The organism is Paenibacillus sp. B01, assembly GCF_009649995.1.
In the GTDB taxonomy this organism is placed as follows: domain Bacteria; phylum Bacillota; class Bacilli; order Paenibacillales; family Paenibacillaceae; genus Paenibacillus_O; species Paenibacillus_O pasadenensis.
This window is the reverse complement of record NZ_CP045802.1, coordinates 4,493,476-4,515,430: the sequence shown is the minus strand read 5'-3', so window position 1 is coordinate 4,515,430 and position 21,955 is coordinate 4,493,476. Positions and strand designations below refer to the sequence as shown.

16 protein-coding genes and 1 riboswitch are annotated in these 21,955 nt (G+C 64.5%); of the genes, 8 read left to right on the top strand and 8 right to left on the bottom strand.

The window, feature by feature from the left end; genetic code table 11:
- Nucleotides 1-8: 8 nt before the first annotated feature.
- Nucleotides 9-779: a succinate dehydrogenase iron-sulfur subunit gene (sdhB, locus tag GE073_RS19290; protein ID WP_028599263.1), complete on the top strand. Its 771-nt coding sequence runs from the start codon at nucleotides 9-11 to the stop codon at nucleotides 777-779.
- A 1,417-nt stretch (nucleotides 780-2,196) separates the two neighbouring features.
- Here sdhB and GE073_RS19285 read toward each other — a convergent pair.
- Together GE073_RS19285 and GE073_RS19280 are read right to left on the bottom strand one after the other, a co-directional pair.
- Nucleotides 2,197-3,129 carry a hypothetical protein gene (locus GE073_RS19285; RefSeq protein ID WP_028599262.1) on the bottom strand — a complete coding sequence of 311 codons (933 nt, stop codon included), beginning with the start codon at nucleotides 3,127-3,129 and terminating at the stop codon, nucleotides 2,197-2,199.
- Between the two features lie 173 nt (nucleotides 3,130-3,302).
- Nucleotides 3,303-3,611: a winged helix-turn-helix transcriptional regulator gene (locus GE073_RS19280; protein ID WP_028599261.1), complete on the bottom strand. Its 309-nt coding sequence runs from the start codon at nucleotides 3,609-3,611 to the stop codon at nucleotides 3,303-3,305.
- Between the two features lie 162 nt (nucleotides 3,612-3,773).
- On the opposite strand from GE073_RS19280, the gene GE073_RS19275 reads away from it, so the two are divergent.
- Nucleotides 3,774-4,169, top strand: a complete 396-nt coding sequence (locus GE073_RS19275) for a DoxX family protein (RefSeq protein WP_028599260.1) — start codon at nucleotides 3,774-3,776, stop codon at nucleotides 4,167-4,169.
- 265 nt (nucleotides 4,170-4,434) lie between these two features.
- Nucleotides 4,435-5,256 carry a DUF695 domain-containing protein gene (locus GE073_RS19270; protein WP_028599259.1) on the top strand — a complete coding sequence of 274 codons (822 nt, stop codon included), beginning with the start codon at nucleotides 4,435-4,437 and terminating at the stop codon, nucleotides 5,254-5,256.
- 9 nt (nucleotides 5,257-5,265) lie between these two features.
- Here the strand turns inward: GE073_RS19270 and GE073_RS19265 are convergent, their stop codons facing one another.
- The 3 genes from GE073_RS19265 to GE073_RS19255 form a co-directional block, all read right to left on the bottom strand.
- Nucleotides 5,266-6,192, bottom strand: a complete 927-nt coding sequence (locus tag GE073_RS19265) for an EamA family transporter (RefSeq protein ID WP_228551649.1) — start codon at nucleotides 6,190-6,192, stop codon at nucleotides 5,266-5,268.
- A 190-nt stretch (nucleotides 6,193-6,382) separates the two neighbouring features.
- Nucleotides 6,383-7,192, bottom strand: a complete 810-nt coding sequence (locus GE073_RS19260; protein ID WP_028599257.1) for a histidinol-phosphatase — start codon at nucleotides 7,190-7,192, stop codon at nucleotides 6,383-6,385.
- Between the two features lie 11 nt (nucleotides 7,193-7,203).
- Nucleotides 7,204-8,106, bottom strand: coding sequence for a LysR family transcriptional regulator (locus GE073_RS19255; protein WP_028599256.1), 903 nt, complete (start codon nucleotides 8,104-8,106; stop codon nucleotides 7,204-7,206).
- A 237-nt stretch (nucleotides 8,107-8,343) separates the two neighbouring features.
- Here GE073_RS19255 and GE073_RS19250 point away from each other — a divergent pair, with 237 nt between their 5' ends.
- Nucleotides 8,344-9,666: an MFS transporter gene (locus tag GE073_RS19250; protein WP_101808036.1), complete on the top strand. Its 1,323-nt coding sequence runs from the start codon at nucleotides 8,344-8,346 to the stop codon at nucleotides 9,664-9,666.
- Nucleotides 9,667-9,801: 135 nt separating this feature from the next.
- Here the strand turns inward: GE073_RS19250 and corA are convergent, their stop codons facing one another.
- From corA to uraA, 3 genes are all read right to left on the bottom strand, one after another.
- Nucleotides 9,802-10,737 (bottom strand): magnesium/cobalt transporter CorA, encoded by a 936-nt coding sequence (gene corA, locus GE073_RS19245; RefSeq protein ID WP_101808035.1) that lies wholly within the window; start codon nucleotides 10,735-10,737, stop codon nucleotides 9,802-9,804.
- Between the two features lie 804 nt (nucleotides 10,738-11,541).
- Entirely contained in the window at nucleotides 11,542-14,667 is a 3,126-nt protein-coding gene (locus GE073_RS19240) for an S-layer homology domain-containing protein (protein WP_101808034.1), read from the bottom strand.
- Nucleotides 14,668-14,978: 311 nt separating this feature from the next.
- A complete protein-coding gene (gene uraA / locus GE073_RS19235) occupies nucleotides 14,979-16,277 on the bottom strand; it encodes a uracil permease (RefSeq protein WP_101808033.1) in 1,299 nt (432 codons plus the stop codon).
- Nucleotides 16,278-16,503: 226 nt separating this feature from the next.
- Nucleotides 16,504-16,613: riboswitch (SAM riboswitch) on the top strand.
- A gap of 117 nt (nucleotides 16,614-16,730) precedes the next feature.
- Between uraA and metA the strand changes: the two genes are divergently transcribed.
- The 4 genes from metA (at nucleotide 16,731) to mqnC (ending at nucleotide 21,480) form a co-directional block, all read left to right on the top strand.
- Nucleotides 16,731-17,648, top strand: a complete 918-nt coding sequence (gene metA, locus GE073_RS19230; RefSeq protein ID WP_028599252.1) for a homoserine O-acetyltransferase MetA — start codon at nucleotides 16,731-16,733, stop codon at nucleotides 17,646-17,648.
- 24 nt (nucleotides 17,649-17,672) lie between these two features.
- Entirely contained in the window at nucleotides 17,673-18,842 is a 1,170-nt protein-coding gene (locus GE073_RS19225; protein WP_028599251.1) for an aminotransferase class I/II-fold pyridoxal phosphate-dependent enzyme, read from the top strand.
- On the top strand, nucleotides 18,839-20,038 hold the full coding sequence (locus tag GE073_RS19220) for a trans-sulfuration enzyme family protein (protein WP_043111415.1): 1,200 nt from the start codon (nucleotides 18,839-18,841) through the stop codon (nucleotides 20,036-20,038). Before GE073_RS19225 ends, GE073_RS19220 begins: the two co-directional genes overlap by 4 nt.
- 308 nt (nucleotides 20,039-20,346) lie before the next feature.
- The gene (gene mqnC, locus GE073_RS19215) at nucleotides 20,347-21,480 is read left to right on the top strand and encodes a cyclic dehypoxanthinyl futalosine synthase (protein WP_028599250.1); all 1,134 of its coding nucleotides are present in this window, start codon (nucleotides 20,347-20,349) and stop codon (nucleotides 21,478-21,480) included.
- Nucleotides 21,481-21,955: the final 475 nt, after the last annotated feature.

Below are 21,955 nucleotides of genomic sequence, written 5' to 3'. Positions count from 1 at the left end.
GAACGACCATGGCAACCGAAACCCCGGTCAAGGCGGGCAAGACGGTCAAATTCATCATCACCCGCCAAGACTCGCCGGAAGCGGCTCCTTATACCGAGGAGTTCGAGCTTCCGTACCGTCCCAACATGAACGTCATCAGCGCGCTGATGGAGATCCAGCGCAACCCGGTCAAGACCGATGGCGCCAAGACGACTCCGGTCGTCTGGGAGTCCAACTGTCTCGAGGAAGTTTGCGGCGCCTGCTCGATGGTCATCAACGGCAAGCCGCGCCAGGCGTGCAGCGCGCTCGTCGACAAGCTGGAGCAGCCGGTGCGCGTCGCTCCGATGAGCACGTTTCCGGTCGTGCGCGACCTCGTCATCAACCGCGAGCGCATGTTCAACGCGCTCAAGCGCGTCAAGGCCTGGATTCCGATCGACGGCACGTACGACCTCGGTCCCGGACCGCGCATGGCCGAGACGAAGCGCCAATGGGCCTATGAGCTGTCCAAGTGCATGACCTGCGGCGTCTGCCTCGAAGCCTGCCCGAACGTCAACGACCGTTCGAGCTTCATCGGCCCGGCGGCGATCTCTCAGGTACGCCTGTTCAACGCCCATCCGACGGGCGAGATGAACAAGGCCGAGCGCCTGGAGACGCTGATGGAAGACGGCGGCATCGAGGGCTGCGGCAACTCGCAGAACTGCGTCCGCTCCTGCCCGAAGGGCATCCCGCTCACGACGTCGATCGCCGCGATCAACCGCGACACGACGGCGCAGCTGTTCAAGAACTGGCTGAGTTTCTAGGCTCGGCAATAGGAAAGCCTTCCGGACTGCTCTTTGCGAGCGGTTCGGGAGGCTTTTTTGGCTTGGAAAGGGGACTTCAGGGGACAGGAAGTCGGCTGCGCGATCCGGGCTACTCCGGTGGACAAGAAGCCCGCTGCGCGAGCCGAGCCTTTCTCGGCAGGCAGCCGGCAGCATACTAGGGACAAGAAGCCCGCTGCGCGATCCGAGCCACTCCGGTGGACAAGAAGCCCGCTGCGCGAGCCGAGCCTTTCTCGGCAGGCAGCCGGCAGCATACTAGGGACAAGAAGCCCGCTGCGCGATCCGAGCCACTCCGGTGGACAAGAAGCCCGCTGCGCGAGCCGAGCCTTTCTCCGACTCCACTGGAAGCCGGATGCCCTGATTTTTTGACCTCCTATTCGGAGGCCATCCGTCTTCCAAGAGGACCGCTGCCGCTTCTCCGAAAGGCATCGTCTCGCTCCGCTTGCCTTGTCCCTGTCTTCTCTGCTCCCCCTTTTTATTTGGGGGAGGGGGCGTCTCCCGCTTACCTGGGAGACGGCAGCGCTTCTCAGCGGCCAGCACGAATCGGCCGCCGCAGATCAGCCAGCAAGCCGCATGCGGCTTGCTGGCCCGCCCCTCGAATAGGGCGTGTAAACCAAACCGCTGGCGCGAACCAAGGCGCTTGCGCCCCTCATCGAGTCAGCACGCCAACCATCCTTTCGGAGTTGCGCGGGAAAACCGAGTAACTCGGGCATTGGGAGGTCAAACGGTCGGAGATGCGCGGAAAAACCGAGTAACTCGGGCGAGTGAAGGGGCAAACGGTGGGAGATGCGCGGAAAAACCGAGTAACTCGGGCATTGTGAGGCCAAACGGTCGGAGTTGCGCGGAAAAACCGAGTAACTCGGGCGAGTGGAGGACCAAACGGTCGGAGATGCGCGGAAAAACCGAGTAACTCGGGCAAGTGGAGCCGAACCGGGCGGAGTTGCGAGGTCAAATCAAGTAACTCCGGTAGGCAGGCGTGGCGGTTGGAGCCTGAAAGAAGGACTGGCGAGCCGCTGTAAGCCGAATTATTCGGGTTGGAGCCTGAAAGACGGGTTGGTCAGCCGCTGTAACCCGAATTATTCGGGTTGCAGCTTGAAATAGGGGCTGCCGAGCCGCTGTAAGCCGATTTATTCGGGTTGGAGCCTGAAAGACGAGCCTGCGAGCAGCTATAACCCGATTTTCCCAGGGGTTCAGCCCGTTATAGAGGCTTTAGAGCGTTGCGGAGAATGCGCGATCGCCGAAATCCTCGAGGGCATGGAGATCGGAGCGACTCTCTGCGAAGCGGACGTGGCTCGTGGAGAAGCGGCAACGGTTCCAGCACCGCTGTCCGCTTCCGGGCGAAAAAAAACGGCCTATAGGCCGTCTTTTCAAAGGATCGTCTGTCCGCTCGCCATCAAGATCAAGGAGCTGCTGTATCCGTCGCTGCGGCTTGGATCAGCTGCAAGGAGTTGTCGAGCTTTTGCGTGTCGGCGCGGATGGTGGCGATGAACGTGTTGCCGGCAAGGCCCATGCTTTTGATCAGCGGGCTGTCGGAGACGTCGACCCCGAACCATTGCTCCGTCGACGGATCGTCCGTCGTCACGGTGCGCACGGCGCGGCTGTCGTCTGCATCGAGGCCGAGCTTGGCGGCGTGAGGGGCGAGATCGACCAGGGCGCCGTCTCGCGCCAGCTTCTCGAAGTTCAGCTTGTCCAAAATATAGACGTCGTCCTTGTTCGAGATGAGGTCGATGAGGCTTTTTTGGACCATGGCCATATCCTGACTCGACTGCGGCTCTTCCGGGACGAAGGTCAGATGCACGATCGCCCGCTTCCAATCGGGGAACCGCTTCACGATCTGCTCCTCGGCCGTCTTCAGGTCGACGCCGCCGCCGATCGGGCTGCTGCCGTCCGCGCCGATGAACTGGCCGAAAAACGAGACGGCGATCGCGGCCGGAGGCAGCTTGGCCAGCTCGGCCTCCTCGCGCTTCTTGTCCTGATAGGCGTTGATGCCGTAGACGACGGCGGCGATGAGCACGATCGCTCCGAGCAGATGGAATTTATAATAGCTGAAGAAATGGTCGATCTTCTGCATCGCGGGAGCCATGCCTTTATATTTGCCGTAGGCCTGCTCGTTGTACGCTTCGGTCGATTCCGCGCGATCCCGCTCCTGGATGGTCCGGTAGGCGGCGTTGATCCGCTCCAGCTCGACCTGGCCCTCCTGCAGCTGCGCTCCCGACCTGCTGCTGCGCGCGCGGCGGAGCAGCAGGTCGTACCGCTTCTCCACGTCTTCCTTCGCGGCGCCTGGCTCCAGCCCGAGCTCCGCATACGCCTGCTTGATCTTTTCGTTGTCCATGCCTCACCCTCACTGTCCGCTTGTAGATATCCTCTTTAGTATATCGCCCGCGAAGAAGCGTTTCCACTATCGATGCGGAAGCTCGGCCGTCAAGAGCGGTCCTAATCCCGGCCGCGCGCTCATATGCTGCTAACGGAACGAAAAAAAGCCGCCTGCAGGCGGCGCGGCGGCGATTAGAGCCAATCTTCTCCCCAGTCCTGAATGGACTCGATGACCGGCTTCAGATGCCGTCCCTTTTCGGTCAGCTCATATTCAATGCGAACCGGCATCTCCGGATACACGTTGCGGGTAACGATCTGGCTCGTCTCGAGCTCCTTCATCCGGTCGGTCAGCATCTTGTCGCTCATCTCCGGAATCTGCTCCTTGATTTCCTTGAACCGCTTCGGTCCTCCAAGCAGCACGCGGATGATCAGGCCCGTCCATTTCTTGCCGAGCAGCTCGATCGCCGCCTCATACTTGGGACACATCGTGGAGTAGTCCATTCGCATCACTCCTTCTGTTGCCGCTATTGTATCACATTGACTAAGGAAATGTAAGTGACTGCGGTCCACTAAATAAAGAAAATATATTTACTTGACTTTAGTTAGTTATGGGGATAAGATAAGTCCATCGCAAGACCAGAACCGATAAAGGAGAGGGTTGGAATGTTGGATACGGGGTTGCTCATCTTGAGGATTGTCGTCGGCTTGCTGTTCATCGGCCACGGCGCGCAGAAGCTGTTCGGCTGGTTCGGAGGCTATGGCATCAAAGGCACGGCCGGCTGGCTGGAGTCGCTCGGAGCCAAGCCGGGAGCGCTGATGGCCGTGCTGGCCGGAGGAGCGGAGCTGCTGGGCGGCCTGCTGCTCGCGCTCGGCCTGTGGGTATGGGTGGCGGCCGCGCTCATCGTCTTGACGATGCTCGTAGCGATCGTGAAAGTGCACGGAGCGAACGGCATCTGGTCGACAGCGAACGGCTACGAGTACAATCTCGTGCTGATCGCGGCCGCGCTCGCGATCGGCTTCACCGGAGCCGGCGCTTATTCCATCGACGCGCTTCTATAATAGCCGGATCATACGCACAGAACGTCCCTTCGTCAGGATGCCGACGAGGGGATGTTTTTTTTCGTTGATGCCGTCAGGAGGGGCGGCCGGACGGCAGGCGATGCGGCGCATTCGGGCTCGTCCCGGGGATGGAAATGAGAGGAGCTGCGCAACTTTTGCGGCCAAGATTCGTCTTTTGAGTAAGATGCTCGGCAAAAAGAGATGAGATGGCGGCAAGCATTCGTTATAATGAGTGGAACGGATCCACCAGAGAGGAGGAGACTCCATGCCGGATGATTGGGGATTTTTCGAACGCTTGACGGAGTCCAAGGAGCAGATGAGGATCCTCGTCAATTGCGCCTGGAAAAAAGAGACGCCTCCCTCCGGTCTGAACCGGCTGCTCTCCATCACGATCAACCTGTACTCGGTGCGCAGCCGCCAAAAGAAGAAGGCGGCCATGATCGCCGAGCTGGAGAAGCTGGAGCAGCGCCTGGAAGAGGCCGTTCTGGCGGGCGGGGAAGCTTTTTATGCCGGACGGATCAATACGCCGAAGAGGCTGGAATATTACTACTACATCGCGGAGGACGCCGGGCTGGAGCCGCTGGAGAACATGATCCGCGGGCATCAGGACTACCGGCTGCAATATTATGCGAAGCCGGATCCGCAGTGGGAATTTTACCGCTTCATGCTGCCGGATGCGCTGGAGGAGCTGTTCATCCATAACGCGCAGATGGTGTATGCGCTGCTGAACCGCGGGGACGACATCCGCCAGCCGCGCAACGTCTATCACTGGCTGCTGTTTCGGGATTCGGACGACCGCAAGCTGATGCGCATGAAGCTCGAAGGGATGGGCTATCGCATCGAGGAGGGGAAAAGCGGGGAGCCGGAGCCCGATTATCCGTATCCGCTCGTCATCAGCCGATTCGAGGACGTCCGTCTGGAGACGGTGAACGGCCGCGTCGACGAGCTGTACCGCGTCCTCGGCGGAGGCGGCGGCAAGTACGACGGCTGGGGCTCGGTGATGAAGCAGCCGGCTCTGTACCGGCTGCGCCAATGGGCCAAGAAGCGGCTCGGCATCCAGCGGCTGTCGGGCCGGACCAAGGGCTGAGCCGGACGGCTACAGCCGGATGACGATCAGCCCTGCCATGAGGCAGGCGAAGGCGAGCCATTGCAGCCTTGTCAGCCGTTCCCGGTACAGCAGGATGGAGCCGGCGGCGACGACAAGGCTGTTTGTCGCGAAGATCGGTGCGGCAAGATTGGCGGGGCCAGTCTCGAGCGCCCAAGCGTACAGCTGCAGCCCGCCATAGGAGAACAGTCCGGCGAGCAGGCCGAAGCGCAGGCCGATGCCGAACGGCGATGCGGCCGCGGACGGCTTCTTTGGAGCGGACAAGGGAGAGGCGCCGACCGTTTCCGCGGCCGGCCGGCGGGGCCGCTCCCGCCAAGCGGCGGCGGCGAACCAGGCCAGCGACAGCAGATAGCCGCTGAACAAGACGGCCGAGGAGGGCAGGCCGGCTTCGCCGGTCACCTTGAGGCCCCCGTTGCGGAACGTGAACAGCAGCACGGCGGCGCCGGTGTAGATGTACCAGAGGCGGCTGGAGAGGCGGAGCTTCTCCGCAGGACGGATGGCGATCAGCACGGCGGACGCCAGCAGTAGCGCGATGCCGGCCGCTTCGGCCAGGCCGAGCGTCTCGCCGTACAGCCCGACCGACAGCGCCACGACGAGGACGATGTTGAGGTTCGTGAGCGGAGAGGTGATGCTCGCCGGACCGTGCTCCAGCGCCTTCATGAACACCGCGTTGCCCCACGCCGAACCGGCGCCGACGATGCCGCCGGCGAGCCACAGCCGCCCGTCGCCGAGCGCGCTCCAGCCGCCGTCCATCAGGCACTGCGCGGCAAAGCCGGCCGTGCCCGTCGCGTACAGCCCGAGCAGCAGCGCCGTCCGTCCGCCTTCCTTCATTTGGGACACCTTCATCCACCAGCCGGCGAGGCCGAAGACGAGCGCGCTGCCGATCGCGGTCAGCAGCCAAGGCATGTCAGCGGGCATGAGGCGGCGTCTCCTTCCCGCGGCTCGTCCGGCGGACGGGGTAGTCATGCATTTTGTTACACAAATGAAATATTCCTGTCACCGTTTTATTACAAGGAGCGGTTATGATAGTTGCATGACCCCCTTTTAATAAATATTTCTTGGGACCTTCCTTCGGGAAGGTCCACTTTTTTTTGTCCGGCCGCCGGCCTCAGAGAGGCACGCGCACCTGCTGCTTTTGCCGATAGAAGACCCACTCCCGGTAACCGATCTCCTTGAGCTTGGCCCGCACTTCCTCTATCTCGTCGCCGACGCGCGACGGCACATGGGAATCGGAGCCGAAGCTGACCTGCACGCCGTAGAACAGCGCGCGCTCGAGGATCGCATCGGACGGATACCAGCCGCCGACCGTCTTGGTCTTGCCGGAGGTGTTGATCTCGATGGCGGCGCCGCTGCCGGAGATGGCCTGCAGCGCCAGGTCGATGCTCTCGGAGGCCGGGATGTCGGAGAAGGCCGGGTAATAGCCCTTCATCGCGTCGATGTGGCCGAGCACCTGGAACATGCCGCTGACGGCCGACTGGCGGATGAGCTCGTAGTATTCCCGTTTTTGCTCGATCTGCACGAGGTCGGACAGCCCTTTCCAGCGGGTGCGGTTGAAGATGCTCTTGCCCCCCGACAGATGCACGGACCCGATCAGGTAGTCGAACGGATACGGCTCGTAGGCGCGGCGGTACGTCTCGGCATGCTCGGGGAAAAAGTCTGATTCCATGCCGAGCAGCACCTCGATGCGTCCCTCGTACTTGGCCTTGAGCGCCAGCACCTCCTCGACATAGCCCGGCAGCGAGCTGCGGGCCATCGCGATGCCCGGCTGAGGATGATCCTCCTCGCTGCCGAAATACGGCGAGTGGTCCGAGATGCCGATGACGGACAGTCCGGCGTCGATGGCGGCGCGGATATAGTCCTCGATGCAGCCCTCGGCGTGTCCGCATCGCGCATGGTGGGTATGCAGGTCGAATTTCATGGGAACTCCTCCTATTCGCTGCTGATGAACTGCGCCTCGGGCATGCCCTTGAGGTCGCTCAGGAACTGCTGCATCGCCGAATTCAAATAGCGGCCCGACTTGTAGACGACGCCGACCGGATGGCTCACCTCAAGCTCGCTCACCTTGATCATGCGCAGCGTGCCGAGCCGCAGCTCGCTTGCGATCGACTGCTTGGAGACGACGGCGGCGCCGAGGTTGATCTCCGCCATCCGCTTGACCTCCTCGCTGCTCGACAGCTCCATGACGATGTTGGGCACGATGCCGTGCTCGGCGAAGACGCGGTCGACGAAGCGGCGGCCGAGCGTATCCGGCGAGAGCATGATGAGTGGCACGTCCCGCAGCTTGTCGAGCGAGGCATGCTTGAGCGAGGCGAGCGGATGGCTCGGAGAGACGACGAGCTCGAACGTGTCGTAGTACAGCGTCGCCGTCCGCACATGGGGATGATGCTCCATCAGATAGGTCAGGCCGAGATCGACGCTGCCGTTCTCGACGCTCGAGAGCACCTGCGCCGAGGGCATCGTATGGATCGTCGTCTTGATGAGCGGGAACTGGTTCTGAAAATAGGAGAGCACGCGCGGCAGGATCTGGATGGCGATCGAGCTTGTCGTGCCCAGCACGATATGGCCCTGAGGCGTATGGTTCAGGTCGGAAAGCTTCTGCTTGAGCTCCTCGACGATGTCGAGGATGCGCGTCGCGTGGTCAAGGAACACTTGGCCGCGATCGGTAAGCGTGACCGGCTGATTGCGGTCGACGAGCACCGTCTTGAACTCCTCCTCCAGGCTCTTGATCTGGGCGGAGACGGCGGGCTGGGTCAGGTTGAGCAGCTCGCCGGCCTTGCGGAAGCTCATCGTTTTGGAAATGGTAAGAAGCGTTTCCAGCTGGCTGATATTCAGGGGCAGGCTCCTCTCTCGCCTCCGGCAGGGATAGGATTCGATCATCCCCGGTCGATAAGACTTTTTTATCACTCTGCTATTTAGTATAGCCAAGCCGAGGGCGGGTAGTAAAGCGAGCGGGCCTTTACGCAAAAGCAACGAGGAAGCGGCCGTCAAGGGGGCAGGAATCGGCCGGAGGGCGGCGAAGCTCTAAACCGATGGACGGCGAGCCGTCCGGAGGAAACGGGGGAGTTAGGGATGGATCGAAAAGCGATCCGAGGCTGGATCTGGTACGACTGGGCGAATTCAGCCTTTGCGACGACGATGCTGGCTGCCGTCATGCCGGTCTACTACGAGGGAGTGGCCGCGAAAGGCTTGGCGGAGGGCGCCGCTCAGTCGTACTGGGCGAATACGCAGAGCATCGCGATGCTGCTCGTCGCCGTGCTGGCGCCGCTCGCCGGCGCGGCGGCCGACCTGTCGCGCTCCAAGCTGCGGTTCCTCATCGCCTTCACGGTGCTGGGCGCCGCATCCAGCTCGCTGATGGCGCTGGCCGGGGAGGGCGACTGGCTGCTCGCCTCGTGCCTGCTCGTGCTCGGCATCGTCGGCTTCTCCACCGGCAATACGTTCTACGACGCGCTGCTGCGCGACGGCGTGCCGGAGGAGCAGCGCCATGCGGTGAGCGCCAAGGGCTACGCATACGGGTATGCCGGAGGCGGCGCGCTGCTGGCGATCAACCTCGTCATGATCCTGCAGTGGGAGGCGCTCGGCTTCCCGAGCAAGACGGCCGCGACGCAAGTCGTCTTCGCGACGGTCGGCCTCTGGTGGCTGCTGTTCTCGCTGCCGCTGTTCACCCGCTGGAAGGAGCGGCCGGCGGCCGCGGCGAAAGCGGGCGGGCCGACCGTGCTGCAGGCGGCGGGAGCCTCGTTCGGCCGCATCGCCCAGTCGCTGCGCAGCCTGCGGCGCTATCCCGAGCTGCTCAAGTACATGGCGGCGTTCTGGCTGTTCAACGACGGCATCAGCACGGTCATCGTCATGGCGACGATCTACGGCGCGGGCATCGGCATCGACTCCGACGACCTCATCCTCGCGCTGCTCGTGACGCAGTTCGTCGGCCTGCCCGCGACGCTCGCGTTCGGACGGCTCGTCGGCCGCTTCGGCGCCAAGCGCATGCTGAGCGCGTCGCTGCTCATCTATCTCGGCATCGTCATCCTCGGCTACTTCATGACGACGTCGCTTCATTTCTTCGTGCTCGCGACGCTTGTCGGACTCGTCCAAGGCGGCAGCCAGGCGGCCGCACGCTCGCTGTACGCGCGGCTCGTCCCGGCGGACCGCTCCGGCGAATGGTTCGGCTTCCTGGCGCTCAGCAGCAAGTTCACGTCGGTGCTCGGGCCGCTCGTATTCTCGCTCAGCGCGACGCTGACCGGCTCGAGCCGAGCCGCGATCCTGTCGGTCGCCGCCTTCTTCGTATTCGGCTGGCTGCTGCTCCAGCGCGTCGACTTCCGGCGCGGCGCGGAGCAGGCCGCTGTCGGCAGCGGCGACGGCCCGGGGAGCGGATTGCCGCCGGCGGGCCTGTCCTCCTGACGTCAGGAGCGAGCCTTGGCTGCGCAGCTGCTGCATGGACGCAGCAAACCCCCTTGTCGGTTCGGCCACGGGCCGGCAGGCAAGGGGGTTTTTCGGGTTCGGGCTCGGGCTCGGGCCGATCCGGCGCGGCGGGGGTCACAGCCAATCCTTTTTGCGGAAAAGGAACAGCATGCCGCCGCCGAGCATCAGCATGAAGCCGAGCAGGAGGTAGAAGCCGTAGTAGAAGTTCTGGCCGGGCAGATGGACGAAGTTCATCCCGTAGATGCCGGTGATGAACGTCAGCGGCATGAAGATCGTCGTCAGCGCGGTGAACACGCGCATGATCTCGTTCGCCCGGTTGGACAGGCTCGACTGGTACGCCTCGCGCAAGTTGGCCATGAGGTCGCGGTACGTGTCGAACGTCTCGGTGATCTTGACGGCGTTCTCGTAGATGTCGCTGAAGTACTTCTGCAGCTGGTCGTCAATCAGGCGCAGATCCTTCTTGTTGAGCGTGGCGATGACGTCGCGCTGCGGCCCGAGCACCTTCTTGAGCCACAGGATCTCGCTGCGCAGGCCGATGATCTCGTTCAGATGGGACTTCTTGGTATGCATCAGGATGTCTTCCTCGAGCCGCTCGATGCGCACCTCGATCCGATCGCCGACGAGGAAATAATTGTCGACGACGATGTCGACGAGATGGTACAGGAAGCGGTCGGGCCGGCTGACCTCCTGCTCCCACAGGATCGGCTTGAGCGAGCGCAGCTCGTTGATCTTCTGCTTGGTGACGGTGATGATGAAGTGCCGCCCGAGGAAGATGTTCAGCGCGCGGAGGAAGATCTCCTCGTCGTCGAAGCGGATGCTGTTGATGACGATGAAATAATGCCCTTCGTGCAGCTCGATCTTAGGGCGCTGCTCCTCCTCGCTGAGGCAGTCCTCCACCGCCAGGTCATGCAGGCCGAACAGCGGCTGCAGATAGGCGAGATCCTCGACGTCGGCGTCGATCCAGTAAAAGCCCTCCAGCGGAGGGGCGAGCGTCGTTTCCAGCTCGTCTACAGGCGTGAATACGCCGTTGTTGACCATTCGAATCTTCATGGCCGTTCAATCTCCTCTCGTGCGCGAAGACGGACGAGAGCCGGCCGGGCATCCGGGCCGCGGCGCGCCGAAGCGGCCGTGCATCCGCGCGAGCGGTGGACGGCACGGCGGCAACGGGCGGCGGCGAAGGGAGGTCATCCGCCATGCGAGGCGGGGTCCGGCTGGTCGTCTTCGCGATGCTTGCTTGCGGGTGCTGCTGTCGGGACGGGCTTCGGCCTATCGCCTTCCATGGCGTTTCACTCCTTTGCTACCGGTTGAAAGTCTTGTCTAGTATACTCTTCCGGCCGACCACACTCAAGAAGGAAAAACAGGCTGCGCGGCGGGTGCGGCCGGGGCCGGCTGGCGGCGCTCGCAGAGCCGGCTGCGGGGCGCAGACGCGCCGGCGGGGAGCGCGCCGAGGGCAGCGAGCGCGCAGGTCGGCGAGCGCGCCGAGGGCGCGGGTCGCGCCATGTCCACTCGGGCGGACATGGCGGCCTTTCAGCGGCGCCATTCGGGCCATGGCCCATCTTATTCGACTGCCGGGAAAAGGTGCGGCCAGGCCGAGCAGGGCCTGGATGCATCGCTCGGCGCCATGAAAGGTCATCTCATCGGTTTAGCGCAGGACGAGCCGTCAGCTTTCCGGACCACGCCTCCGAGGCTGGCTTTGCCCGCACGCCGCCGGCTGAAAATGGCAGCAGAGCGCAAAGACCCTCGATACGCAGAATCGGCTCTGCCATCGAGGGTCTTTGCGCGCTTAGGAGCGGCCTTTCTCATCTATTCCTTCCTGGATGCGGCGCTCCGCGATCCAGGCCGGGCTGCGCTGCCTTATCGGCTCTGCGGCACCAGCTGCAGCAACCGCCACAGCGCGACCGCAGCCTCGGCGCGGGTCGCGGGCTTGGCCGGCAGCAGCCTGCCCTCGGCGTCTCCGCCGAGAATGCCGGCAGCAGCCAGCGCCTGGACCGAGCTGCGCGCATACGCCGCGATAGCCTCCCGATCCCGGAACTCGGCCGCAGCGGCTGTCGGCGACGCGGAGCTCCCTGCCGCGTCGAGCCGCTGCCGCGCGCGTTCGAGCAGGACGGCCATGTCCTGCCGCCGGATCGGAGCGGCCGGATCGAAGCGGCCGTCGCCGGTTCCGGCCGCGAGGCCCGCGCTGGCCGCGGCGCTCACCTCGGCGGCGTACCAGGCTCCGGCCGGAACGTCGGCGAACGTCGAGGCGCCCGGCTCCGCCGCCGGCAGCCGCAGCGCGCGGACGAGCAGCGCTGCGAATTCGGCTCTCGTCATCGGCCGCTGCGGCTCGAAGCGGCCGCCCGGCACTCCTTGCACGAGACCGAGGCGGGCCAGCCCGCTCGCGGCCGCTGCGGCCCAATGCGTTTCCTTCAAGTCGATGAAGGAAGGCGAAGGCGAGGCGCTCGGAGCTGCCGAGGCGGTCGGAGCCGCGCTGGCCGACGGGGCCGGCGTCGGGGCTGGCGTCGGCTGCGGAGCCGAGGTTGGCGACGGAACGCCGCCCGTTCCCGGAGATGCCGTTGGTCCCGCGCTCGGCTGCGGATCCGGGCTCACGCTCGGGCTCGGCTCCGCGCTCGGCTGCGGGTCCGGGCTCGTGCCCGGCAGCGGCTCGATCTCGCCGGACGGCTCGCCGACGACGATGCCGAGGCCGTTCGTCGCCATGTAGACGCGGCCGTACACGCGCGGATCGCCGGTGATCGCCCGGTTGGCGGCGCCGAACTGATGGGCGTCGTCGTTGATGCGGATCCAGCTCGCGCCGCCGTCGTCGGAGCGGTAGACGCCCCATTGGCCGCCCTGCTTGGCGTAGCTGTACAGAGCCGGCTCGTCCTGTCCCGGAGCGGCTTTGCCGAAGCCGATCGTGACCGCTTCCTCGATGCCGTCCAGACGCTCGAACGTCGCGCCGGCATCGGTCGAGCGGTACAGCCCGAACGCGTCGTCCGGATTTTTGTTGTCCCGGCCGCCGGCGATCCACACCTCGCCCGCCCGGCCGGGCACGGCCTTGAGCTTGCTCGTGATCTTGCGCGGCAGCCCTTCCGCGCCGGTCGCGGCGAACGTCGCTCCGCCGTCCTCGCTCGCATACAGCACGCCGTCCGCGAAGCCGTAGAAGCGGTCGGGATCGACGCGGTCGGAGGCGACGATCGCGCCTGCCGGGATGCCGGCCGCTGCGGTCCACGTCGCGCCGTCGTCCGTCGAACGATAGACGGCTTGTCCTTCCGCTCCCCAGACGATCGAGCCGCCGTCGGCCGCCATCGCGACGAAGCCGCCGTTCACGGACGCGCCGCTGCCCCATGGATTGGCGCCGGGCTGCCAGGTGACGCCGTTGTCATGCGAGACGCCGATGCCGACATCGCTGCCGGAGACGTTGCCGACGCGCACGACATCGTTCGGATCCAGCTCGGCATAGTCGATGTCGGTGCTCGAGCCGATGTACGGATTCGTGATCATCTCCGGCGCACGGCCCAGATCGGCATGGCGGAAGCCTCCGATGTCGCCCATCGCGCTCAGCAGCGGCGCGCCTGACGGCGGGCTGACGAGGCCGAGCACGGCCGTCTCCTCGATGCCTTCGGCCTTGACGGAGATGCGCACCTTCTCGTACACGTCGCCGCCGACCGTGACCGGACGGTCCATCGCGGTCGCGTTGTCCGAGCCGTACATCGTCGCTCCGGTTCCGTAGAGGAAGGAGTCGGAGTCGAACGGATCGATCTTGAGATCGCCGATCATCCAGCCGAGCTTCGGCGACGTCTCCGGCAGCGGATCGGTCTTGCGGCCCCAGTCGAGCCATGGCGACAGCGAGTAGTCCAGCTCGTACTTGTTGACGCGCTCGGGATAGCTGCCGAACGTCCAGAACGGCGTCCAGCTGCGGCCGCCGTCGAGGCTGCGGTAGATCTGCTCGTCCGGCCACCACTTGTTCAGCGTAGCGGCCATCACGATGTCGGGGTTCTGCGCGTCGACCGCGAGCCCGCCGTACGGGCTGGAGGTGGAGCCGGGCCCTTCCGGACTGATGTCGGTCCAGTCGCCGCTCTTCGTATCGAGCGCCCAAAGCGAGCCTTCGCCGCCGTTGTAGGGGCCGATGTCCTTGGCATAGCTGACGTAGAGGCGGCCGTCGCGCGAAAGCACCCCGCGGTTCGGCAGGAAGCCCTGCTCCGGCTGGCCCGGAACCGGCTGCCACGTCTCGCCGGCATCCGTCGAGCGGTAGATCGGGCTTGTCCGCTCGGCCGTTCCGGCGTAGAGCGTCGGCGTCGGGCTGCCCGGCTGCCCGGAGGACTTGTCGAAGACGACCCAGGCGATGCCGAGCGGATCCTTCATGTAGTCGTCGGCGACTTGGCCGACCGCGGTGAACGACGCGACGCGCGCCCAGGTCGCGCCGGCGTCGGAGCTTTTCCAGAGGCCGTTGCCGCTGCGCGCGCCGAAAAACAGCACCCGACCGTCGTTCGGATCGACGGAGAGCCGCTCGCCCATGTTCCGGCCCGGCATGTTGCCGCCGAGCTTGAACGGAAGCTCTGTCCGCTGCCACGTCTCGCCGCGGTCGCTCGAGCGGTACATGAAGCCGTTCATGTCCGTCCAGTCGTTCGTATACGTGCCGAGAGCGGCGTAGACGCGGTCGGCATCGGACGGATCGGCCGCGATGCTCTCGACGCCGAGCAGGTTCCATTCCTCCATGCCGACGCCTTCGAGCAGCTGCTTCCACTTGCCCCCGGTCGAGGCGTCGCGGCGGTAGGCGCCGCCCATGTCGGTGCGCGCATACGCGAGCCCCGCCTCCGCCTCGCTGTAGACGATGCCGGGGATGTATCCTCCTCCGACGACCGCGGCGCGGCTCCACGCGTACGGCTGCTGACGCACGGCAGGCTCCGCGCCTTCCGCCGAGGCTGCCGCCGCGGACGCAGGCGGGACGGCCAGCGGCGCGAGCAGGCAGGCGGCCAGAGCGGCAACGCTCCATTTCTTGAACATCCGATCAGCTCCTTCTTCTCGTCGGCTTCAGCAAGCGGGACTAGGAGAGGAACGAGTCCAAGCCCGCTTTCTGAAAGCGATTTCATCAATCCCTCCTAGTATAAGCGGGAGGTTCGGGACAACCTACCGGCTGAATTGGAGAAATTATCCGTTCACGATCGGACATTTGCGCGGCGGAGAAGGAAAAGACAAACAGGACGAAGCGGAGTCCGTCTCCGTTTCGTCCTGTCTGGATGGGATGAGCATGAGGGGCGATGCGCGCTCGGCGCGATGCGCCTGGCGCGGCGCAAGCGGCCTGCAGCCGCTCGCGGTCAGTGAGCCGACTCCTCCCTGTCGTTGGACAGGCGGGTCACCTCGAACAGCTTGAACAGCAGGCTGAACACGATGGCGGCGACCGTGGCGAGGCCCATGCCCGACAGCGTGAAGTCGCCGATGACGATCTTCGCGCCGCTCAGGCCGGCGACGAGCACGATCGTCGTCAGGTAAAGGTTGGTCGGGCGGCTGTAGTCGATCTTGGACTCGACGAGCATGCGCAGTCCCGAGGCGGCGATGACGCCGAACAGCAGCAGCGATACGCCGCCCATGACCGGCTCCGGAATGTAGGCGATGAGCGCCGAGAACTTGCCGAGGAAGCTGAGCAGGATCGCGAAGACGGCGGCCCCGCCGATGACGTACGTCGAGTAGACGCGGGTAATCGCCAGCACGCCGATGTTCTCGCCGTACGTCGTGTTCGGCGTCGCGCCGACGAAGCCGGACAGGATCGTGCTGATGCCGTTGCCGAGCATCGAGCGGTGCAGGCCGGGATCCTTGGACAGATCCTTGCCGACGATGTTGCCGGTGACGACCAGATGGCCGACATGCTCGGCGATGACGACGAATGCCGCCGGCACGATGACGATCATCGCGCTCAGGTGGAACTCCGGCGTCGTGAACACCGGCAGCTTCAGCCAAGCCGCGTCTACGACGGCCTCGCCTGCCGGTCCCGTCATTCCCATCGCCCAGGCGAGCATGTAGCCGCCGACGATGCCGACCAGGATCGGGATGATTTTCAGGAATCCGCGGAACAGCACCGAGCCGAGCACGGTCAGCAGCAGCGTGGCGATCGACAGCAGGATGGCATCGGTATTCGGCGTCCATTCGCTGCCTGGCTCCCGATTGATCCAGCCGGCCATGCCGGCGGCGACCGGAATCAGCTCGAGGCCGATGACGGCGATGATCGCGCCCATCGCGGCGGGCGGGAAGATGACGTGGATCCAGCCGGTGCCGGCGAGCTGCACGATGATCGCGACAATCGTGAAGACGACGCCGGCGGCGATGAAGCCGCCGAGCGCGGCCGCGTAGCCGCCCCCCGATGCCTGGGTGCCGATGACGGTCAGAGCCGGCACGATGAACGCGAAGCTCGAGCCGAGATACGCGGGAATCTTGCCTTTGGTGATGAAGATGTACAGCAGCGTGCCGATGCCGTTCATGAGCAGGCAGATGGCCGGATCGACGCCGAGGATGTTCGGCACGAGCACGGTCGAGCCGAACATCGCGAACAGATGCTGCAGGCTCAGCAGCAGGCCGAGCCCGGTTGCCGGCCGCTCCAGCACCCCGATTTCTTTTTTCATTTGACTAAGACGCCCCTTCGACTAGCGGATGGTCGGAACGATGCGGATCGGCTAGGCTTGCCTCCGGCCGCATGCACAAACGGTTTCATTCTACAGGGATCGACGCGGTTTGACAATGATTATTCCCTGCTCGCTCTTGTTTCCTGCAAACGATTCTTGACGGAGGACGGCGCAACCCTTATTGTAGAGGGGAGCAGCAACCTGACCACGAACTGAATACGTAACTTTCTTATCAAGAGTAGGCGGAGGGACCAGCCCGATGAAGCCCGGCAACCGGCGTTGACACGCACGGTGCTAATTCTTGCGGACATGAAGCGCATGTCTGAGAGATGAGAGAGGTGCATGTGTTTCCATACACGACCCCTCTCTGTCAGGATAGGGGTCTTTTTTTGCGCCCTTATCCGTGACGGTATTCGGTACGGCCGATTCGCTAGCCGAGAAGGAGTGACCATCATGCCAATCAAAGTGCCCGATTTTCTGCCGGCCAAGGAAGTGCTGGCGGAGGAAAATATTTTCGTCATGGACGAGAGCATCGCCTACCAGCAGGACATCCGCCCGCTGCGGATCGCGATCCTGAACCTGATGCCGACCAAGGAGACGACCGAGACGCAGCTGCTGCGCCTGATCGGCAACACGCCGCTGCAGGTGGAGGTCGTGCTGCTGCATCCGCAGTCCCACACGTCCAAAAATACGAGCTCCCAGCATCTGCAGTCGTTCTACAAGACGTTCTCCGAGGTGGCCCATCTGTACTTCGACGGGCTCATCATCACCGGCGCCCCGGTCGAGCATCTGCCGTTCGAGCAGGTCACCTACTGGGAGGAGCTCAAGGACATCATGGACTGGAGCCGCAGCCACGTCACCTCGACGTTCCATATCTGCTGGGCGGCGCAGGCGGGACTGTACCACCACTACGGAGTGGAAAAATACGACCTCGACCAGAAGATCTTCGGCGTCTACCCGCACACGATCAGCAAGCGCAACGTCAGCCTGCTGCGCGGCTTCGACGAGCTGTTCTTCGTGCCGCAGTCGCGGCATACGGACGTGCGCCGCGAGGACATCGAGCGCATCGGCGATCTCGAGATCCTGTCCGAGTCGCCGGATGCCGGCGTCTACCTCGTCGCCTCGCGGGACGGACGGCAGATCTTCGTCACCGGCCATTCCGAATATGATCCGGAGACGCTCAAGTACGAGTACGACCGCGACATCGCCAAAGGCATGGCCATCGCGCTGCCGGCCAACTACTACCCGGGCGACGATCCGTCCCGGCAGCCGTTGTCGACCTGGAGAGCCCATGCCAACCTGCTCTACAGCAACTGGCTCAACTATTACGTGTACCAGCAGACGCCGTTCGAGCTTGGCGCGCATATCTGATTCGCAAAGGAGACCTTGAAGCCCATGAAGATTGAAAGCCGCCTTGCCCAGATCGGATCCATCCAAGAGCCCGTCACCGGTGCCGTCAGCTTCCCGGTATACCAGGCGACGGCGTTCCGCCATCCCCGCCTCGGCGAAAGCACGGGCTTCGACTACGCCCGCACGAAAAGCCCGACCCGCGCCGTCCTCGAGGAAGCGGCGGCGGAGCTCGAATCGGGCGACGCCGCCTTCGCCTGCAGCTCCGGCATGGCCGCGCTGCAGACGATTTTCGCGCTGTTCAGCCAAGGCGACCATCTGATCGTCTCGCTCGATCTGTACGGGGGCACGTACCGGCTGCTCGAGCGCATCATGTCCCGTTTCGGCGTCACGACCTCCTACGTCGACACGAACGACATCGAGGCGATGGACAAGCTGCTGCAGCCGAATACAAAGGCGGTCCTCATCGAGACGCCGACGAATCCGCTCATGATGATTACGGACGTCGAGGCCGTCTGTACATGGGCCAAGGCCAAGGGCATCCTGACGATCGTGGACAACACGCTGCTGACGCCGTTTTTCCAGCGCCCGCTCGAGCTCGGCGCCGACATCGTCATCCATAGCGCGACCAAATATCTCGGCGGCCACAACGACGTGCTCGCCGGCCTCATCGTCACCAAGGGCAAGGAGCTGTCCGCCGAGATGGCGGTGCTGCACAACTCGATCGGCGCCGTCCTCGGTCCGCAGGACAGCTGGCTGCTCATGCGCGGGATGAAGACGCTCGCGCTGCGCATGGAGCGCCATCAGTACAATGCGACCCGCCTGGCCGAGTACCTCCAGGGGCATGACGCGATCGCGGAGGTGTTCTACCCGGCGCTCCCCGAGCATCCGGGCCATGACGTGCAGAACCGCCAGTCGTCCGGCAACACGGGCATTTTCTCCTTCAAAGTGAAGGACGCGCGCTACGTCGAGCCGATTCTGCGGCATATCCGGCTGATCGCCTTCGCCGAAAGCCTCGGCGGCGTCGAGTCGCTCATGACGTATCCGGCCGTGCAGACGCATGCCGACATTCCCGAGGAGATCCGCCGCGCCGTCGGCGTCGACGACCGGCTGCTGCGCTTCTCCGTCGGCATCGAGCATGCCGACGACCTGATCGCCGATCTCGGCCAGGCGCTGGAGGCGGCGCGCCGGGAGATCGCCGGCGAGGTGACGGCATGAGCGGCCGCGTACCGGGGCAGGACGACGCGCGCGGACCTCACAAGGCGCCCTCCGAGCGCCGCTTCGCCACGAAGCTGCTGCATTTCGGCGGAGAGATCGACGCGGTCACCGGCGCCTCCAGCGTGCCGATCAACCAGGCGTCGACGTTCCACCATCATGACATCTACGCCCCGCCGGCGTTCGACTACAGCCGCTCCGGCAACCCGACGCGCGCGGCGGTCGAGAGCGCGATCGCGCTGCTCGAGGGCGGCACGCGCGGCTTCGCCTTCGCCTCCGGCATGGCGGCGATCTCGAGCGCGCTGCTGCTGCTGTCGGCGGGCGACCACATCATCGTCACCGAGGACGTCTACGGCGGCACGTACCGGCTGCTGACGACGATCCTGACGCGCATGAACATCGAGACGACGTTCGTCGACATGACCGACCTGGGTGCGGTCCGGGCGGCGCTGAAGCCGAACACGGCCGCCGTCTTCATGGAGACGCCGTCCAATCCGACGCTCAAGATCACCGATGTCGCCGCCGTCGCCGCCTGGGCCAAGCAGCATGGCCTGCTGACGATGGTCGACAACACGTTCATGACGCCCTATCATCAGCGTCCGCTCGAGCTCGGCGTCGACATCGTGCTGCATAGCGCGACCAAGTTCCTCGGCGGCCACAGCGACGTGCTGGCGGGGCTGGCGGTGACGAAGGACGAGGCTCTCGGCAAAAGGCTGTACGCGCTGCAGAACGGCCTCGGCTCCGTGCTCGCCCCGCAGGAAGGCTGGCTGCTCATGCGCGGCATGAAGACGCTGCAGGCGCGCATGGACCAGAGCGAGCGCAGCGCGAGACGGCTCGCCGAGTGGCTCGCCGCGCGCCGCGACATCGTCCGCGTCTACTATCCGGGCTTGCCGGAGCATCCCGGCCGCGACGTGCATGAGCGCCAGTCGCTCGGCTACGGGGCCGTCGTCTCGTTCGACGTCGGCAGCGGCGAGCGGGCCAAGCGCGTGCTGAGCCGCGTCCAGCTGCCGCTCGTCGCGGTCAGCCTTGGCGCCGTCGAGAGCATCCTCTCCTACCCGGCGATGATGTCGCATGCCGCGATGCCGCCGGAGGTCCGCGCCGAGCGCGGCATCGGCGACGGACTGCTGCGCTATTCCGTCGGGCTGGAGCATATCGACGACCTGCTGGAGGATCTGGAGCAGGCGCTTGACGAGAACTGACGGTTTTCAGATGTGACTTTTTTCCTAGCAGTCCCGTCGGCTCGTCCGGCCGGGCTGCTTTTTGCATCGTGGACACAAGCCGAGCTCGGATGCAACACCGCGCGCGGCTTGAATGGAGCGGCTGCGGCGGGCGGAAGCTCCGCTTGCTCCTCCGTGCTCGCTCTACGTCACGGGATTGCAACGTGACGAGGGATGCCGTTCATGTTACGATAGGCTGTGAAAATAGGAACGTAGTGAATCATGACAGCGGCGGCGCCGCCGGGCGATCGGGCCCGGTCGCCGCCTCGCGATAGAAGGAGGCCGCAAGGATGCAACAAGTGGACCGCGTGCTGGACAAGGCGCTGCAGGGCGAGCGGATCAGCCTCGAGGACTGCATCGTCCTTCTGGAGTCGGACGAGATTGAAAAAATGGGACGGGCCGCGGACGAGATCATGAGGCGGCGCCATCCCGAGCCGATCGTCACCTTCAACATCGGCCGGAACATCAACTACACCAACGTATGCGACGTGTACTGCCGCTTCTGCGCGTTCTACCGTCCGCCGGGCTCCAAGGAAGGCTATGTGCTGCCGGACGAGACGATCCTGCAGAAGATCCAGGAGACGGTGGATGTCGGCGGCGACGAGATCCTGATGCAGGGCGGGGTCAACCCGGACCTGCCGTTCGAGTATTACCTCAATATCCTGCGCAAGATCAAGGACCGGTTCCCGGGCATCACGATGCACAGCTTCTCCCCGGCGGAGATCCAAAAGATGAAGGTGCTCTCCGGCCTGTCGCTCGACGAGACGCTGCGCGAGCTGCATGAGGCGGGTCTCGACTCGCTGCCGGGCGGCGGCGGCGAGATCCTCGACGACCGGACGCGCCGCAAGATCAGCCGGCTCAAGGGCTCCTGGACGGACTGGATGGACACGATGAAGGCCGCCTGGCGCAACGGCATGAACACGACCGCCACGATGGTGTACGGCTTCGGCGAGTCGATGGAGGAGCGGGCGCTGCATATGCTGCGCGTGCGCGAGGCGCAGGACGAGTGCAAGGAGCTCGGCTATCCTTCGCCCGGCTTCCTGGCGTTCATCACCTGGCCGTTCCAGCCGGACAACACGAACCTCAAGCGCGAGAAGTCCAAGCCGGAGGAATACCTCAAGATGGTCGCGATCAACCGGATCATGCTGGACAACATCCCGAACATGCAGGCGAGCTGGGTGACGATGGGGCCGGAGATCGGCAAGCAGTCGCTGTCTTACGGCGTCAACGACTTCGGCAGCACGATGCTGGAGGAGAATGTCGTCTCCGCCGCCGGCACGACGCATAAGGTCAACATCGAGCTGATCCTGCAGTATATCCGCGAGGCCGGCAAGATTCCCGCGCAGCGCAACACGCGGTATGACATTCTTCGCGTCTTCCACGAGGGCGAGCATGCCGAGCGCGATTTTGTGATGCAGAACTGAAGCTGGACGTAGTGGAGGAGCCTTTTCCCGATTCCGGGAAAGGGCTTTTTTGTCGTTGGACAAGAAGCCCGCTGCGCGAACCGAGCCACTCCCGGTGGACAAGCAGTCCGCTGCGCGATCCGAGCCACTCCCGGTGGACAAGCAGTCCGCTGCGCGAGCCGGGCCACTCCGTTGGACAAGAAGTCCGCTGCGCGACCCGAGCCACTCCCGGTGGACAAGAAGGCCGCTGCGCGACCCGAGCCACTCCCGGTGGACAAGAAGTCGGCTGCGAGAGCCGGGCCTTTCTCGGCAGGCAGCCGACAGCATACTAAGGACAAGAAGCCCGCTGCGCGATCCGAGCCACTCCGGTGGACAAGAAGCCCGCTGCGCGATCCGAGCCACTCCGGTGGACAAGAAGTCCGCTGCGCGAACCGAGCCTTTCTCCGATTCCACTGGAAGCCGGATGCCCGGATTGCCTGACCTCCCATGCGGAGGC